The following is an 11,804-nucleotide window of genomic DNA, read 5'->3' as shown; positions in this document are numbered from 1 at the left end:
CCCTTATCTAGCCGGCTGCGACACGCCGGTCCTCAACTCACGGCCCGACTGATACACCACTTTGGTGGACGCAACCTCGACCCGCGACGCGGCCTGTACCCGTTCGCGTGCGGAAGGAGGTGCGTTCCTACGTCGAAAGACCACACCAAACGCTAGTACTCGTCATCCGGGCATCACCCAAGCATCCTCAATGCGGCTAAGTATCCGGGCGCCGTCTGCCTTAGGGCGTCAGCAACCCGACCAGCTCACCAGCCGGACGAACATCTGTGATCCGCCCAACGTTCGCGCCCGCATAGAGCGGACGCGCATCCACCAACTCAGCAGGTCCGTCCACTCCGGGCGGCTGAGCGATCGCATACGGCAACCACGCAGGCAATTGCGCTCGCACAGCGCGGTTTTGAGCCGCATCCGGCATCGAGTTGGCCAGCAGAGACAAGAGCCGATTCGCAACACGAAGCCACCGCGGCCCTCGCGATCCGTTACCCAACCAACGCCGAGTGGCACCGTTAGGAATCACCCGGTGCGGCGCATCGGGCCAGCCCAGCCCGAAGAGTTCCGTCAGCACCGTCTCATTGGCCTCCAGGCAACGCCTCTTGTACTCCGGATGCGCGCGACACTCCTCGCTGAGCAGGAAGCGAGTCCCAACAACGGCGGCGGCCGCACCGGCGTCCAGCGCCTCCCGCACGCCTTGCGCATCGACGATCCCACCCGCGACCAACACCGGAATGTTCACTGCCCTGCGCACCTGGTCGAGCAACTCGAGCGCCGGAGTCGTTCCGCGGACGTGGCCGCCGGCCTCCACTCCTTGCGCGATCACCCCGTCGGCGCCCGCGGCTTCAGCGGCCTTCGCCTCATCAACCGACCCGCACTGGTGAATCCAGGTGGTCGCAGCGAGGCGGCGGGGAACACCCCAAAAAGTCACGATCACATCAGCGGCAGCGGCCGCCTCCATATCGCCACGACGCACGAAGGGCAGCAACAGGTTCACCGCGATCGGTCGCCCGGTAAGCCTGCGTGCGGCCGCCACCTCTGCGGCAATCTCGGCACGCGCCCCCGCGATCGTTCCCAGACCACCTGCCTCCGACACGGCGGCTGCTAGTTCGAAGCCCGCCACCGTACCCATGCCGGCTTGAACAACCGGCACGTCCAACTGACGCAGATCAAAGGCTGCAGGCATTACCCCAGGCTACCCACGTAACCGACGAAGCCGAGACGCTACTCGACAGCCACGGTGATTGGCGACGAGTTATACCCAGTCACCCGAACCCAGTTCGCCAACGAAGCCGGCACACTCCCCCGGATCTCCACGGTCTCCCCGGGAAACACGGTCACGTAGTTGTCGTCGTACTCGACCGGCAGGATCTCGTCGCCGTCGCGCGTCGACATGATCTCGGCACGTTCGAAGAACGCGACGTTCGACGTGGGGTTGTGCAACCGGATCACCACTCCCCCAGGGTCCGCCTGGTGAGAAGCCGTGATGTCCAGCGGCACCCGCGGCATCCAGTTCAGCGCGGTCATGTCCGCCCAACTCGCCTGCATCGAATCGAACGCCCGATCGTTGTCGGGATCCCCCACGTCGTCGGGCTGCTGAGACTGCCAGTACACGTTCTCCGCGACGACTTCGCCGGACGGGCGCGTCAGCTCACACCGAACGAAGAAAACGGGCGACTTCGCGAGACCGCTCGGCAGCGTCATCGCCTCGGTCGCACCACCGGCGGAGACGCTGATGCCCTCGGCCGTTCCCTCAGCCTGCAGCGTGCCCTGCAGGTCATAAACCCGGACGCGGACCCGAAGGTCGTCCACATCCGTCGGCGATTGGTTGACAACGCTGACGTGTGCCGAATTGCCGATCCCCCGCGCATAGGAATCGAAGACCACGGAAAGCGGCCGTAAACCCTTCTTGGCTCCGAAATAAGCACCACCCGGGCGCAGGTAGTAGTCGAACAGCTGCCCGAAGAACGACGGCCAGTGACTGTTCAGCATCCAATAGATCGTCATCTTGTGAATATCCCAGCCCCCGGCGGCGAAGGACTCGAACTGGGCGCGTGCTGACTCATATTGCGCCAATTGCGCTTTGGCAGCGAATATCTCAGCGCTGTCGGAAACCCCGTAGCGCATCCCGATAGAACGCTGCGCACTCAGCAGGGCCGCGTTCTTGTACTGCGCGCCCGCATGGAAGGACCAGGTGTCGTTGATCGGCCACAACTCGTGGGGCGGGATGAACTTCCGAAGGCTGGCGAACGGGGGTATCTGTTCATTACTTCCCTGTTCGGCCGATGCACCCCAGGTGGCTCCGTATCGGCCGCTGAACCAGTAGGTGGGCGGGCGCCAGGTATACGGTCCGGTCATATCGATGCCGTCCCACTGCACCGCGCCGTCGGCATCCTTTGCCTGCGGGGAGGCGGTATCGACGATGGGATTCTGCCAATACAATTCGTCGAGGATGGACCGGTAACGAGCACGGATGTTCGGTGGCGGCAAGCCGTCACTACCGTTGGCCCAGATGAACGCTGAGGCGTGGCTTCGAAGCTCCCGAATCTGTGAGCGCAGACTGTCCATCGCCACCCGTTGATCTTCGGCGTCCCACTGCTCCCACTTCTCCCACTGGTTGCAGCACATCCAGCCGGCCATCAGCGGGATCCCCAGCTCGTCCGCTTCCTCGATGAGGTGTTCGCTAGCTAACTTGCCTTCGAGCCGCAGCATGTTGAGACCTAAATCCTTGGCGTAGTGCAGGATTGCGGTTTCGCGGTCAGGGTCGTACCTGAAGAGCAGATCGGGCGTGTATGCGGCGCCGCGCACCGGGAACCTCTTGCCATTGACTTCCAGATAGAAGTCTCCGCCGTCTGCGGAGAACCCCGCGTCTCGGTACTGTCTGACAGTCCGGATGCCGAAACGCAGTTCCTTGGTGTCGCTGAGTTGATTGTCGACCCGGTATTCCAACCGAAGGTTGTGCAGATCCGGCCGGCCCATCGTGTAGGGCCACCACAACTCCGGATGGTCAAAGTTCAATTGCGAGAACTGGTCTGGCGCGAACGTGACGTGCTGATCTTCGCCGGGTGCCAAGAGGACCGCCTGTTCGACATCGACGGTGGTCTTGTCCGGGCGGGTGATGGTGGCGCGGAGAACGCCGCGGGTGCGTTGCTGGGAATAGTTGTGCACGTCGGCGTGGATCGTCAGGCGCGCACTGTCGGTGCGGGGCAGCGGGAGTTCCGAATTGACCGTCGCCGCATTGATTCCCACGGTTCCGAGCGCTGTCAGGTACACCGGCTTCCAAATGCCGGCGTTGCGGTCGGGGACGAAAGACGTTCCGCGCCGGTCCGGATCGCCGTTAAGCGGCGGAAAGCCCAGATAGTCCCAATTGATCCAGTCGTTCCAGCTGTCAGCCAGCTCGACACCGTCAATGTCCTGCAGCGCGCGTTCCGGGATTACCCTGACCGCCAGTACATTCGGCTCCCCGGACCGGATCAGCGGCGTCACGTCGAACTGATGGTCGGCGTACATGCCCACGATCTGCTCGTGGTCGGCAACCAGGCGCCCGTTCAGCCAGATGTCGGCGCGGTAGTTGATTCCGGGAAATTCCAAGAGGTAGGTCTGTCGACCCGCCGGGGCGGTGAACTGAGTGCGGTACCACCAATCATGTTTATAAAGGTCCTGCGGAACCTGGTCGCGGAGGTTCTTGCCGACATACAGATCCCGGTACACATCGTTTTCACGCAGGACCTCCAACACGGTGGCCGGCATGTGGCGGACCTGATACCAACCGCCGGCGTCATAGTCCGACGCAGACAGGGCGTCACCGTCCGCCGAGACGGTGTCCGCCACAGACATCGTCCAATTGTTCGCTAACTCAACACGCTCCGGCGCAGCGTGGGGGGCACGAGTGGCTATCGGCGAATGCGCTGCACTGCACAATGACAGCGAGGTCAGCGCCAACATGATGAAGACCTTGATGGCGACCTTCGGCATGCTTCCCGATTCCTCGACGTGAGCGTTGGCCTTATCATGCCGCTGGCCGCCAGCCCGTGGCAAAACCGCTGCATGCTGTGAGCCATCGTCACCGCGGCGTGATCATGTCAACCGATTCCCTAGGACGCCAAATCCCACCTCAACACCGGTTGCCTAGCTCGCCAGACATTTGAGGGAACGGTCCCGTGCTTGCGTTTGGTACGCGCTGGCCGCGTTCCTAGGTCATTGGCCCCCAGCAGCGGGACTGCACGAACCTTGGCGACAACCCACCGTCGCTGGGAACCAGTTCAGTCGGGCCGGCTCGAGAGCCAGCCCGACCGAATAGCATCCGCCAGTGTCCAGAACGAAGCGCCCAGCAGCACCGTGTCTTTGAGAAGAAATTCGGCCAGCAACGTGATCGCGGGGAAACCACCGCCGGCCGGTTCGCCGACGCCTGGGGTGGTGAACAAAAACGTGATAGTGGAGATGAACAGCAGGATTGACAACAGACTCCCGAGAGCTGAAATCCGCGGCGCGATAGGTTTCACCGCCAAGAGAATGGCTGCACTGACCTCCATCACCCCGAGCAGCACGGAGAAGGTGTACTCGGGAAAGACGTCGTACAGCCAGGCCATGAAGGGGCTGTGAGCGACCAGCGGCGCGATTTGGTGCGCTTCGTAGTGGGCGAACTTCAGCAGGCCGATCCACCCGATGACGATGACCAGTCCGTACCGGAGTAGCACCGCGGCGAGGACGCTTACCGCAGGCAACCCCCGCATGATGCCATGGGTGAAACCCGCTCTACGAGCGCTTGTTCCGGTGGATGCCAACTGTTCGTGTTCCCTCAAGATGACTCCTCGTCGATGTTGTTCTGCCCACCTGCGCTAGACATAAATTTCACGGCGGCGCAACGCATTTAGTGACTCAGTCGGCATGCTCAGTCACGTACGGCGACGCAACAGACCTCCGACATGCGTTGAACGTACGCAATCAAGAGTGGTACAAATAGGGCAAATAGGCCCATATTTCTGCTCGAAAGTCTCATCCATGGACACCGTCAGCCGCTTGCTGGAGTTGGTACGGCTCGGTGCGAGCATCGACAAGCGCTGCCTGTTAGGCAGAACCACCCGGATGGATGTCGCGGCATACCCCAAGCTGCAGGCACCGTTCCACGTCCTGCTTGAGGGCCAATGTCAGCTGCAGGTTGGTTCCAGGCTGCTGGAGATGCGACCAGGAGACGTTGTGTTGATTCCGAGTGGGTCTCCCCATCAAGTGATCACGGCTGGGGCTGGCCGTGTACGCGGCACAACCGACACCGCCGGTGAAGCTTTCGTGACGACCCACAGCAGGCGCGGGGGTGCCGCGGTCATCGACTTGTTCTGCGGGCATTACACCTTCGATGCAGGTGCAGGCGCGGTGCTGTTCGGCAGTCTGCCGGATCCCCTGCACGTGCCACTGGGGCAGTCCGCGGACACCGAGGAGATGCTGGCGATGTTGAGTGCCATGATGCGCAAAGAGGCACAGCGCGAAGGGAAAGGCACCGCTGCGATCCTGTCGGCCCTCGCCACGGCACTCCTTGCGATGACTCTGAGATCTTCGACAAACGCCGCCACGACGAGCGCGTTGTGGACCGCGGCAGCCGATCCACGTATCGCGAAAACCATCGAAAACGTTCTCCAGGAGCCGGGTGCTGACTGGACCATCGATCGGCTTAGCCGCTCGGCCGCCATGTCCCGGGCGACGTTCCTACGTCGTTTTGGTCAGGAAACAGGCATGACGGTAGGCACTTTTCTGGTGCGCGTGCGGGTGATGACTGCGGTGCAACTGCTCGATTCGAGTGACGCGCCGGTGGCCCCCGGCGCCAGCCAGGTTGGCTATCAATCCGAGTCGGCATTCTCGCGCGCTTTCCGCGCGGAGGTTGGGACGACGCCGGCGCGCTTTCGGCGTAGGCAACAGCGGCGATGGCACGAGGAGACGGCGCCGGGCGACTGACTATTTGACCGCGAGCCAGGCCCAGAGAACTATCCCACTTGGGTGAGTTGCAGGTGCTGGGTCACGCGTGGCGGTCTGCCTCCGGACCCGCATATCGGCGTGTCGATGCCCGAATCATCTTTGCCCTCAAGGGTTTCCGGGTCCCAGCTGGCGTAGCTGACGTACACCCCCGGAACCCGCGAGCCGCCCGGGCAGAAGGCATCAGAGTGCCAGACCATCGTCCACTGGCCGTTGACCATTCGTGCGTTGCCGAAGGACGGGCCGCCGGGGGTGTTGGCTGCTGACGCGCATCCATCACCGCACGGAGTGAAGTACCAGTCGCTATCGGTGGTCTCCCCCGTTGACGAGGTGACGGTCGCGATGTAGTGGCCGCTCAACGTCGGTGCCGCCCATGCGGTGCCAACTGATCCGATGGCCAGCCAGCCGGCGAGCGCGGCGACCGGGAGAAAGCCTCGTGCAACGGTCATGGTCTCGCGTCCTCCCTATGAGCTGCAGTCATTACTTCACAGATTTGCTATAGCACAAACGATCGGCCGGTTGGGCGGCAAATTCGATGTGGCAGCCCCGCCGCCTACGACATGGCTCGCACTGCGCGAGGCGGCCGACAGGGCCACGGAGCGAAACGCAGGCCTTCGGCCCGTGAGACACGTGGCCTCACAACACACTTGATTGCCAATGTGGTCATTACTATGCGGCAATGGCCATCGGACTATTCGCTGAGCCCTGCGTCCTTTGGTCTGGTTTTGACCCGTCGGTAGTGGCGCGGAGCTACGCCCAGTTCGCCGGCATCCTGGCCGGCTTCGCGTTCGTCGTCATCAATCTCGTGCTGGACCGTGCCTATCGCCGCCGCGGGGATAGTCGTGTGCTGGACCCCCGTGAGGCTCAGCATGAGAATCAGGTGGGGATCGCGCTGGTGTGCGCATTCCTGGGGTTGATTCTGACCACCCTGCGTTACAGCTTGCTTGCCGGTGAGAGCGGCTGCGCCCTCACCGAAGGCCGAGCCGCGTCCGCGGCAGTGCTGGCCGCGGTGTCGCTGGCGGCCTCGGTCTACATGTTGCTTTATGCCGTGGTGCAGTTCTTTTCGGGAACCTCAGCCCTGCTCGTCAAGCATTGCGTGTTCATCCTTGCGGTGGTCGCTCCGGCGCTCGCCGTCGCGTTCGTCGAGCAAACGCTGGGACATCTTGCGTTGGCGCTCGGCAATCCCGAGACGCGACAGCCGCTGCAACCGCTATGGGACCAGGCCAACCACTTCTCGACCCTGATACCGGTGGCGATCACCTGCGTCAGTGCGGTCATATGGGTGGCCGGAATCAAGCGGCGGCGGTCGGAAGCACCCCTCAGCAGCACGGCCCGACGCTTCCAATCGTTGGTCCCCTACACGACGATCGTCCTCGCGATCGCGGTGACCATGCGCTCAGTCGCGCTGCTGGGTTATGCGAATCCCGCCGTGCACATCTCGCCCACCGAAGCCTGGCTATGGGTCAGCCTGCTGGCGCTCACGTTGCTTCTCCAGAGCGCGGCCCTGTCGTTCCAACGGGGTGTGGAGGTCCCGTTCCCCGGATCTACGACGGTAGCCGCGCAGGCGGCATAAGCGGCCGTGTCCATCGGCTCGGCGCCGAAGCCTCAAGCAAGCATCGGGTCGATCGCCGACCGCGGCACCAGCACCTGCGCAGCGTCCGGCACCAGCGCGCCCTGGTCGAAGAAGAAGATCACCCCGTCGTTGACCACCGCGAAATTCTGGTAGTTGGCGGGGTCATACAGCGCGGTCGCTGAGATCGGCACCACCGGAGGCGGCGCGGTTGTGGCCGGCTGACCCGGTTGCGCGGGCGGCGTCGATGGCCCGGCCGCCGGTGCCGGGGCCTGCTGCTTCGACAGTTCGGCCTGGACGATCGGCGCAACGACCTTCAGCGGATCGTCCACCCGCCACAATGGCGTGTTTTGTTTGTCGTCGGACTTGGCCGTGAAAAGGATTTGCTTGCGATAGGTCTGGTCCCAGTTGAAGGCCTTGAACGTCGTCTGTGGTTGCGCACCGGCGACGTTTCGGTACACCTTGAACACCACGGTTTGCGTGCCACGCGGTGGAATCGCGGAGTTGTATTCCGTCGGCTTGATCGTCAACTCAGAGCGGGACGCGCCTGACTTGGCCGCATTGACGAACGCGTCGCGTGTCTGGGAGACAAAGTCGGCGATCGGCTGTTGGTTGGGGTAATCCAGCGGGATGCTGATGTCGATGCTGTAGGCAGGGTCAGAGACCTGAATCTCACACGCTTTGCCCGTACTGCTGCCCTTGAGGTCGGCGCAGTAGTCCTTCGGCGCCGCCAGCGCCTCCGGCGCGACTAACGACCCGAAGGCGGCGGCCGCCGCGACAAAAACGGCAACGCTAAGCATGCGCATATGTGAATCCCTCCCGAGCAGACGCGGCACCTCCCCCCGAGGCGAGGTTAGCGTGCATTAGCCAAGCAAGGCGAAGCGGGCAGAGTTTCAACCACCGCCGGCAACGTCACTCTTACAGGGCGATGTACTTGACGTCGAGATATTCATCGATGCCTTCTCGACCCCCTTCGCGCCCGTATCCGGATTCCTTCACACCGCCGAATGGCGCCGCCGGATCGGAGATGATCCCGCGGTTGACCCCGACCATCCCTGCCTTGAGGGCGCCGCTGACCCGCGCGACACGCTGGATGTCTCGACTGAAAACGTAGGCCGCGAGCCCGTATTTGGTGTCGTTCGCCGCCGCGATCGCCTCGTCCTCGTCGGCGAAGGCGACCACCGGGGCAACCGGGCCGAAAATCTCCTCCCGGAGTAGCCGCGCGTCACGAGGCACCCCTTCAAGCACGGTTGGCTGAAAGAAGAAGCCTTCACGAGACGGCGCTGTGCCGCCGAGCCGCACGCACGCACCGCGGGCGGTGGCGTCATCGACCAGTGCGCCGACGGCACTGACCTGTTCCGCACTGATCAATGGGCCTATGTCGGTGGCAGGGTCGGTGCCCGGCCCGAGCCGCAGGGCTGATACCCGCTGCACCAGTCCGTCGACGAACTCCTCGAAAACCCGCTGGGCCACGTAGAAGCGATTCGCGGCGGTGCAGGCCTGTCCGCCATTGCGGAACTTCGCGGCGACGGCTTCCTTGACTGCTGTGTCGATGTCGGCGTCCTCGAATACCAGGAGTGGTGCGTTGCCACCAAGCTCCATCGACGTCCGCAGCAGACGGTCGGCCGACAACTTGACCAAGTGCTTGCCCACCGGCGTGGACCCGGTGAACGTCAGTTTCCGCAACCGCGCATCCCGGATCAGCGGTTCGCTCACCGCCGCAGCCGACGATGTCGGCAAAATCGATAGCACACCGTCGGGAAGGCCCGCGTCAGCGAAGACTCGGCCGAGGAGCTGCATTGTCAGAGGAGTCTCCGGTGCCGGCTTGACGAGGATGGTGCAGCCCGCCGCCAACGCCGCCGCGATCTTTCGGGTGCCCATCGCCAGCGGAAAGTTCCACGGCGTGATCGCCAACACGGGTCCCACCGGTTCCTTCGTCACCAGGATCTGACCGGTACCTGCCGGTGCAGTAGCCGTGCGTCCGCCTATCCTGACCGCTTCCTCGGCGAACCAGCGCAAGAACTCCGCGCCGTAGCCGACCTCTTCGCGGCTTTCGGTGAGTGGCTTGCCCATCTCGAGCGTGATCACGCTGGCGAACTGTTCCGCACGTGCTCGCACCAATTCGTAGGCTCGACAGAGGATTTCGCTGCGTCGACGGGCCGGGGTCGCCGCCCATACCGGCTGCACCCGGTCAGCAAGGTCCAAGGCGCACATCGCGTCGGCCGGTCCCGCATCGGCCACTTGGGCAAGCGGTACGCCGGTGGCGGGGTCGATGACGTCGAACCGGAGACCGCTGCGGGGTGGGATCTGTCGCTCACCGATCCACAAGTCGGTGGGGACCGACCCGATCACTTGCCGCCGTCCGTGTTGATGATGGCTCCGGTGAGTACCCGGGATCTGCACGGATCCGCCAAGTACACGTAGGCCTGCGCATGGTCGGACGGGGTAGGTAGCACCCCAAGGAGATTGTTGGCCCGTATCCGCGCGTCACGACCTTCGACGGTGGCCGCCGTTTCTGTCTGTCCCAGCGTTCGCAATCCCCCGAAGTTCGTGCCGGTGGTGCCACCCGGCGCGACGCCGTTGACGCGGATCTCGGGGGCCAGGTCGCGAGCCAGATGCGAAACCAGCCCGCGCAGCGCCCATTTCGCGCTTCCGTACAAGACGCCACCGCCGACGGGGTGAAACGCCGACTCGGAGAGTGTGAGGGTGATCGAGCCGCCCCGCTCGCGTAGCTGGGGGTAGGCGAGGTTCACCGCTAACAGCGCACTGAGCACGTTTGCGCGCCAGGACTCTTCTGCGGCGTCAGCCAATTCCCCCACGGTCATGTTTCGCATCGACGCATAGAAGTCGAACACGCCGACGCAGCACGTCAAGTTGTCCAGGCCGCCGAAGGCACCCATCGCGGTGTCGATCGCTGCGTCCAGAGTTGCCGCATCGGTTGCGTCCCCGACCACCACTCGTACCGCGCCGCCGTGCTCACGACGCACCCGCGCGGCGGCCTCTTCGGAACGCTCGACAACCGTTACCCTCGCCCCCTCGGCCGCATACGCGTCCACGACGCCCCGGCCAATGCCGGACCCGCCACCGCACACCAGCATTGACGCCTCGGACAATCCACTATTCATCGAAGCAAATCTCTTCCCTTAACCCTCGGCCACAGCCGCGAGCGCGTCGGAGCGCCTTCGTCGCGCTCCGACGCCGCCGCGTAATCCCCTACCGGGCTCGCACTATGACTGTTCGACGGTGTGGGTGACGCCCAACCTGTCGGCGACCTCCTTGATCACCTGTTGGTAGCGCCCGATGTGTTCCTTGGTGTCCCGAACGTGCACCTCGGGCACCAAGTCCTCGGTGTAAGGAGGTCGGCACTTGCCCACCTGGATATAGCCGGCTTCGTTCACCCGAATCTTTTCCAGCGGAACGTTGTACTTCGAGAACTCCATGAAGTCCTGGCCCACCAAGAATGGCTCGTGCGCCCAGCGCAGCCGCTCGTTGAGCCAGCGAGCATCGTCGATTCGCCCTTCCCGCAGAGCATCACGCAAAGCCAACACGGGCGCCGGACCGCAGGCGGTGGTCGACGACCAAGCCATGCCCACCAATTCCTCGCCGTACATCTCCCACGCCGGTAGCCAATCGGTTTCGATCGGCATCAAGGGAAAGCTGGTACCGGTGTGCGCCATGTCGTTGTGGTAGCGGAAGCCCGTCGAGGCGCCGCCGGCGTACTTCACTGCGACAATCTGGGGCAGCTCCACCAACGTGCGGTAGACGACGCGCGGGATCACGCCGCCGAAGGCAGCGGTGTTGTCGTAGACGACGATGGCCAATTCTGGAACCGCCTCGGCCACGTCGCGATAGAAACGCTCCATGACCGGTGCCACCATGTTGCCCCACATCGGGCGGCCGAGCAGGGTGCCGGTGATGCCCAGGTCGACAAGATATTTCATGCGGGCCACGGTGTCGCGGGTGTTCAGCGTGGTCGTACCGATGAATACCGGGAAATCCGGACTGACCGACTTGACGGTTTCGGCGACGCAACCGGCGAAGCTCTTCCACTCGTCCAAAGTCAGTGTCGCGCATTCGCCCAGAGTGCCGTTGAGCGCGATGGCGTCCACACCGTCATCGATCAGGGTCCGAATCATTCGCTCCGTCTCGACCAGATCGACGGTGTCGGTGGCATCGACCCGTTCGGCGCCCGGAAGCGCCGGCGTCGGCGGGTAGGCCATGACTCCGCGCATATCGCGTCCGGTCACTTTTGGCAGAGAATTCATTGCGTTTGTGCTCC

At 63.7% G+C, this 11,804-nt stretch carries 10 protein-coding genes; 2 read left to right on the top strand and 8 right to left on the bottom strand.

Annotated features, from left to right (window positions below):
- Positions 1 to 220: 220 nt before the first annotated feature.
- From A9X01_RS24345 to A9X01_RS24335, 3 genes are all read right to left on the bottom strand, one after another.
- Entirely contained in the window at positions 221 to 1,177 is a 957-nt protein-coding gene (locus A9X01_RS24345) for an NAD(P)H-dependent flavin oxidoreductase (RefSeq protein ID WP_065123178.1), read from the bottom strand.
- A gap of 38 nt (positions 1,178 to 1,215) precedes the next feature.
- Positions 1,216 to 3,828 carry a glycoside hydrolase family 2 protein gene (locus tag A9X01_RS24340; protein ID WP_253849362.1) on the bottom strand — a complete coding sequence of 871 codons (2,613 nt, stop codon included), beginning with the start codon at positions 3,826 to 3,828 and terminating at the stop codon, positions 1,216 to 1,218.
- A 425-nt stretch (positions 3,829 to 4,253) separates the two neighbouring features.
- Complete coding sequence (locus tag A9X01_RS24335) at positions 4,254 to 4,724, bottom strand: YkgB family protein (protein ID WP_065123177.1); 471 nt, start codon at positions 4,722 to 4,724, stop codon at positions 4,254 to 4,256.
- A gap of 268 nt (positions 4,725 to 4,992) precedes the next feature.
- On the opposite strand from A9X01_RS24335, the gene A9X01_RS24330 reads away from it, so the two are divergent.
- Positions 4,993 to 5,937 carry a cupin domain-containing protein gene (locus A9X01_RS24330; protein WP_065123176.1) on the top strand — a complete coding sequence of 315 codons (945 nt, stop codon included), beginning with the start codon at positions 4,993 to 4,995 and terminating at the stop codon, positions 5,935 to 5,937.
- Between the two features lie 29 nt (positions 5,938 to 5,966).
- Here the strand turns inward: A9X01_RS24330 and A9X01_RS24325 are convergent, their stop codons facing one another.
- Positions 5,967 to 6,404, bottom strand: coding sequence for a hypothetical protein (locus tag A9X01_RS24325; protein ID WP_065123175.1), 438 nt, complete (start codon positions 6,402 to 6,404; stop codon positions 5,967 to 5,969).
- Between the two features lie 230 nt (positions 6,405 to 6,634).
- On the opposite strand from A9X01_RS24325, the gene A9X01_RS24320 reads away from it, so the two are divergent.
- Complete coding sequence (locus tag A9X01_RS24320) at positions 6,635 to 7,528, top strand: hypothetical protein (protein ID WP_065123174.1); 894 nt, start codon at positions 6,635 to 6,637, stop codon at positions 7,526 to 7,528.
- Positions 7,529 to 7,560: 32 nt separating this feature from the next.
- Here A9X01_RS24320 and A9X01_RS24315 read toward each other — a convergent pair whose 3' ends face one another.
- The 4 genes from A9X01_RS24315 to A9X01_RS24300 all read right to left on the bottom strand — a co-directional run bounded on the left by A9X01_RS24315 (position 7,561) and on the right by A9X01_RS24300 (position 11,790).
- A complete protein-coding gene (locus tag A9X01_RS24315) occupies positions 7,561 to 8,331 on the bottom strand; it encodes an RsiV family protein (RefSeq protein ID WP_065123173.1) in 771 nt (256 codons plus the stop codon).
- 112 nt (positions 8,332 to 8,443) lie between these two features.
- Complete coding sequence (locus tag A9X01_RS24310; protein ID WP_065123172.1) at positions 8,444 to 9,877, bottom strand: NAD-dependent succinate-semialdehyde dehydrogenase; 1,434 nt, start codon at positions 9,875 to 9,877, stop codon at positions 8,444 to 8,446.
- Positions 9,874 to 10,650 (bottom strand): SDR family NAD(P)-dependent oxidoreductase, encoded by a 777-nt coding sequence (locus A9X01_RS24305; protein ID WP_065123171.1) that lies wholly within the window; start codon positions 10,648 to 10,650, stop codon positions 9,874 to 9,876. The genes A9X01_RS24310 and A9X01_RS24305 overlap by 4 nt, the downstream gene beginning before the upstream one ends.
- A gap of 102 nt (positions 10,651 to 10,752) precedes the next feature.
- A complete protein-coding gene (locus A9X01_RS24300; protein WP_065123170.1) occupies positions 10,753 to 11,790 on the bottom strand; it encodes a dihydrodipicolinate synthase family protein in 1,038 nt (345 codons plus the stop codon).
- Positions 11,791 to 11,804 lie beyond the last annotated feature (14 nt).

It is taken from the genome of Mycobacterium asiaticum (assembly GCF_001668675.1).
Taxonomy (GTDB): Bacteria; Actinomycetota; Actinomycetes; order Mycobacteriales; family Mycobacteriaceae; genus Mycobacterium; species Mycobacterium asiaticum_D.
The sequence above is the reverse complement of the archived record's forward strand: the minus strand, read 5'-3'. Positions and strand labels throughout refer to the sequence as shown.

Bases quoted from the DNA above. Each gene is read 5' to 3' on its own strand.
- A9X01_RS24340 (WP_253849362.1), bottom strand. From the start codon at position 3,828: ATGTCTGTGGCGGACACCGTCTCGGCGGACGGTGACGCCCTGTCTGCG.
- A9X01_RS24315 (WP_065123173.1), bottom strand. From the start codon at position 8,331: ATGCGCATGCTTAGCGTTGCCGTTTTTGTCGCGGCGGCCGCCGCCTTC.
- A9X01_RS24345 (WP_065123178.1), bottom strand. From the start codon at position 1,177: ATGCCTGCAGCCTTTGATCTGCGTCAGTTGGACGTGCCGGTTGTTCAA.
- A9X01_RS24300 (WP_065123170.1), bottom strand. From the start codon at position 11,790: ATGAATTCTCTGCCAAAAGTGACCGGACGCGATATGCGCGGAGTCATG.
- A9X01_RS24320 (WP_065123174.1), top strand. From the start codon at position 6,635: ATGGCCATCGGACTATTCGCTGAGCCCTGCGTCCTTTGGTCTGGTTTT.
- A9X01_RS24325 (WP_065123175.1), bottom strand. From the start codon at position 6,404: ATGACCGTTGCACGAGGCTTTCTCCCGGTCGCCGCGCTCGCCGGCTGG.
- A9X01_RS24330 (WP_065123176.1), top strand. From the start codon at position 4,993: ATGGACACCGTCAGCCGCTTGCTGGAGTTGGTACGGCTCGGTGCGAGC.
- A9X01_RS24305 (WP_065123171.1), bottom strand. From the start codon at position 10,650: ATGAATAGTGGATTGTCCGAGGCGTCAATGCTGGTGTGCGGTGGCGGG.
- A9X01_RS24335 (WP_065123177.1), bottom strand. From the start codon at position 4,724: ATGCGGGGGTTGCCTGCGGTAAGCGTCCTCGCCGCGGTGCTACTCCGG.